Genomic DNA, 4,363 nt, shown 5'->3' with positions numbered 1-4,363 from the left:
GTGTTCATCGGGATCGAGAACGCACTGGGCATCTGGATCACCACACTGCGGTCGCTGCCACCGAATTCCAGCACCAGAACGGAGGTGGCCGGGTCTTCGCTCAAGCGGTTGGCCAACACACAACCGGCCGAGCCTGCGCCAATGATGATGTAGTCGTATTTTTGCGTAGTCATGATTATCTCCGGACCGCCGATTCGCTGAGCACGGGCATCGATGGTTTGGTCAATTTGTCGCCGGTGGTGTATTGCGGACAGGTTTTTTCGATGTGCTGGATGACGGTTTCTTCGTGTTTGAGATCGATCGAGCGGCTCAGCCAGTAGTACGCCAGCCCCGACACGATCAGCCCGACCAGCCAGGCGATGTCGATGCTGCCCAGAGCCTTGGCCAGTGGGCCGACATACACCTCACGCTGTTCGACGCCGTCGAAGATGTAGAAGAACGGGATCATCGAGATGAAGCCGATGGCGTACGCGGCGATGCCACGCAGGCCCCAGCTACCGTAGATATTGCCGTGGGGCATGAAGAAGTGCGGGATGGCGTAGCGGCCTTTGCGCACGAAGAAGTAGTCGGTGAGGTTGACCGAAGTCCACGGCACCAGGAAGTACAACATCACCACCAGGTAGATGCCGAGCACCGACAGGCCCTTGCCCGAACTCTGGATGCTCAGGGCCACGCCCAGTTGCAGCAGGATCACGAAAAGGATGGCGAGAATGCGTGCCTTGCGGGTTGGTTCGATGTGTTTGATGGAGTCGACGCAGGTCAGCGTGGTCAGCTTGGCGCTGTAGATGTTCATCGCGATCACCGGCAGGAACGCCAGGATGGTGATGACCACCACGGCGGTGCCCATCAGCGGCGACACGGTGTTGCCGACCTGCCCGAGGGCCACCAGCACGTCGGTGGAATGCAGGTGATCGGCCAGCCAGCCGCCAACGGAAATCATCCACGCACCGGACAACGAAGCACCGAGGAACACCACCGCAATCAACTTGCCGCTGGACGTATTCTTCGGCAGGTAGCGCGAGTGAACTGCGCGATGAAGCCGGTCCAGTTGAAGCCCAGAGGCACCGGGTTGGTTCGCCCGCCGCCAGCACGGGCATCGCCGCATCCGGCACCCAGCCCATCAACACCGCCAACGTCACCAGACCGTACAGCGGCAGCGACAGGTACAGCGCCCATTTGAAGCTGCGGTGCATCCAGTCATGGCCGAGGATCGCCAGCACCGCCGCCGGTACGGTCACCGCCACCGCGATCACCGCGGGGTTGAACCGAATAACGTGTGCAGGCCCTGCATCATCAACACCAGGTTGACGATGTTGAAACCGGCGAACACAAACAGCGTCGCCAACAGCACCAGAATCACCCCGCGATAACCGAACTGCGCACGGGACTGGATCATCTGCGGCAGGCCCAGGTGTGGCCCTTGCGAGCCATGAAAGGCCATGAACAGCGTGCCGAACATGATGCCCAGCGTGCCGGCGAGTGTGGTCCAGAGTGCGGTCAGGCCAACGCTTGGACCGACGAAGCCGATGGTCATGGTGAAGAAGGTGAAGTTTCCGAGAAACCAGAACGGGCCCTGGCTCGACAGTTTGTCGGTACGCTCGCTCTCCGGGATGAAATCGATGGAATGACTCTCGACCACGGATTTGTCATCGAGGATGGACACATTCGGAACAGGCTTGGCGTCAATGTTCATGATGGACTCTTGTTTTTGGAAGATCATGACGAAATAACCGCATTCTTCTCGGCGCGTCCTTGCCGATTACCCTGTAGGAGCGAGCCTGCTCGCGATGAACCCAAGAACACCACGGGGTGTCAGGCTGCCCGCGTTATCGTTGGCGACCATCGCGAGCGAGCTCGCTCCTACAGGGATAAGGTCAACCGGGCAATGTGATCCACACCGCCTTGGTTTCGAGCAGGTAATCGAGCTGCTCCGCGCCAAGGTCCTTGCCGAATCCGGACTGCTTGTAGCCACCGAACGGCATCGACGGGTCGAGGGTGCCGTGGGCGTTGACGTAAACCGAACCCGCTTTCAACCGTGGAATCAGGCTGTGCACCTTGCCAAGGTCATTGGAATACAGTGCCGCCGCCAGTCCGTAGGCCGAGTCATTGGCCAGGGCCAGCGCCTCCTCTTCATCGTCGAAGGGTGCGGTGACCAGCACCGGGCCGAAGATCTCTTCCTGGACGATGCGCATGTCGTTGCGGCAATGGGCGAAGATGGTCGGCTCGACAAAGAAGCCAGGCCCCTCGACCGGCTGGCCGCCGTAGACCAGTTCGGCGCCTTCGCGCTTGCCGGTTTCGATGTACTCGCTCACGCGTTGCTTTTGCAAAGCCGATACCAGCGGGCTGATGAAGCAGTCCGGGTCCAGCCCCGGCGCCATCTTCAACGTCCGGGTGTAGGCAATCAGTTCGCGCAGGAATTCGTCGTAGACACTGCGATGAATGTAGGCCCGCGTACCGGCGTCGCACACCTGGCCGGAGTTGAAGAACACGCCGTTGGCGACCGCTTGCGCAGCGGCCGGAATGTCCGCATCGGCCAATACGATTACCGGTGATTTTCCTCCGAGTTCCAGAGTTAGTCGCTTCATTTCGTCCAGCGCAGCACGGCCGACGGTGCGACCCACCGGGGTTGACCCAGTGAAGGTCAGCTTGTCGATGCCGGGGTGGGTCGCCATGGCCGCGCCGACCACGCTACCGCGCCCGGTGACGATGTTGATCACGCCGTCTGGGATGCCCGCTTGCTGCACCAGTTCGGCGAAACGCAACGCCGACAGCGAGGTCAGTTCGGCGGGTTTGACCACCACGGTGCAACCGGTGGCCAGCGCCGCGCCGAGCTTCCAGGCCATGGTTTGCAGGGGGAAATTCCACGGTACGATGGCGCCGACCACGCCTACCGCTTCCTTGCGTGTATAGGCCAGATAATTGCCTGGCAGCGAAGGTTCGACGGTACGGCCGTGGAGCTTGGTCGCCCAACCGGCGAAATAACGCAGGGTGTCGACCGTGCCCTGAATATCGACGTCTTTGGCGAAAGCGACCGATTTGCCCATGTCGATCGATTCGATCTCCGCCAGTTCGGCAGCGTTTTCTTCAATCAAGTCCGCCAGGCGCTGCATCAGCCGTTCGCGCTCCGCCGGTTTGGCCTGGCGCCAGGCGCCACCGTCGAACTGTGCACGGGCGGCTTGCACGGCGCGGTCCAGATCATCCGTGGTGCCCATGGGAATGCGGGTGATCAGGCCTTCAGTCGATGGCTCGATCACCTCGGAAGTCTGGCCGTCGCTGGCCTCGACCCAGGCACCGCCGATGAACATTTTCTGGACCTTGCTGAGGAAGGTCTGGGTGGCTTCGCTGACACCGTATTTTTGCAGGTAATTTTTGACGATCGTGTCCATTTTTATTCTCTCTGCCCGGCGGTCAGGTCCCGCCGGGTCACTGTGGTTTCGATGATCAGGCCGGGGTGGCTTCGTTCATTTGCGCGCGCACTTTGGCCCGCTCGTGAAAGATGAAACCGATGCTGTTGAGCAGCAGTTGCGCCGCGAGAATCGAGGTCATGCCGGTCGGGTCATACACCGGTGCAACCTCCACCAGGTCCATGCCGACGATGTTGCCCTGGCTGCGTTTGGCCAGCGCCTGGATGATTTCCAGCACTTCGTAGTAGAGGAAGCCGCCGTGGCTGGGGGTGCCGGTGCCGGGGGCGATGGACGGGTCGAAACCGTCGATGTCGATGGTGATGTAGTAGTTGATGTTCTGTGGGATCAGCGCCAGCACACCTTCCACACCCAGGCGGCGCACGTCGCGCACCGAGAGGATTTTCGAACCGGCCGCATGGGCCGCTTCGTAGTCATCGCGGTTGGATGACGACACGTTGCGGATGCCCATCTGGGTCATGCCGACGATGTGGTTCATTTCCGATGCACGACGCAGCGGGTTGCCGTGGCCGTAGCGCACGCCGTGGCGCTCATCGGACGAAATCCAGGTGCGCATCGAAGTGGATGATGTGGATCGGGCCACGGCCCTCGATGCCTTGATCACCGGCGCGTGCACCGAATGATCGCCACGAGTACCACCGGCATGACGCCGGCATCGAGGATTTTGCGCACGGCGTATTCGGTGTTCTGGTTACTGGTGACCATATCGTGTGGACGATGTCGGCATCACCGACGTCAACCATGCGCACGTCGGCGGCGGTCAGGTACATCACGTCATCTTCGTGGTCGTAGGCGCCGGCATGGCCGAAGGAAAACAGCGTCGATGCCTCGCGAATGCCTCGTGTCCGAAGCGTGCGCCGGAGCGCCATTGGGTGCCCATGTCGTTGGGCACGCCGAGCACCGCAACGTCGGCGTCCAGCGCATCCCAGTCGGTGCACACC

The 4,363-nt window shown here is 61.3% G+C and carries 2 protein-coding genes and 3 pseudogenes; all 5 read right to left on the bottom strand.

Annotation, left to right across the window (positions count from 1 at the left end; genetic code table 11):
* Window positions 1–173, bottom strand: a pseudogene (locus tag CES87_RS32065) (GMC family oxidoreductase N-terminal domain-containing protein); the annotation flags it as partial.
* Between the two features lie 2 nt (window positions 174–175).
* Window positions 176–1,693: pseudogene (locus CES87_RS34790) on the bottom strand (cytosine permease).
* Between the two features lie 181 nt (window positions 1,694–1,874).
* Window positions 1,875–3,386, bottom strand: coding sequence for an aldehyde dehydrogenase (locus tag CES87_RS32050; RefSeq protein ID WP_128609429.1), 1,512 nt, complete (start codon window positions 3,384–3,386; stop codon window positions 1,875–1,877).
* A 55-nt stretch (window positions 3,387–3,441) separates the two neighbouring features.
* On the bottom strand, window positions 3,442–4,005 hold the full coding sequence (locus CES87_RS32045; protein WP_256591189.1) for an arginase family protein: 564 nt from the start codon (window positions 4,003–4,005) through the stop codon (window positions 3,442–3,444).
* Window positions 3,953–4,363 (bottom strand): annotated as a pseudogene (locus CES87_RS32565) (hypothetical protein); the annotation flags it as partial. The pseudogene CES87_RS32565 and the gene CES87_RS32045, both read right to left, overlap by 53 nt.

This window comes from Pseudomonas sp. ERMR1:02, assembly GCF_002277815.1.
GTDB lineage: Bacteria > Pseudomonadota > Gammaproteobacteria > Pseudomonadales > Pseudomonadaceae > Aquipseudomonas.
This window is presented reverse-complemented; position numbering and strand designations above follow the sequence as displayed.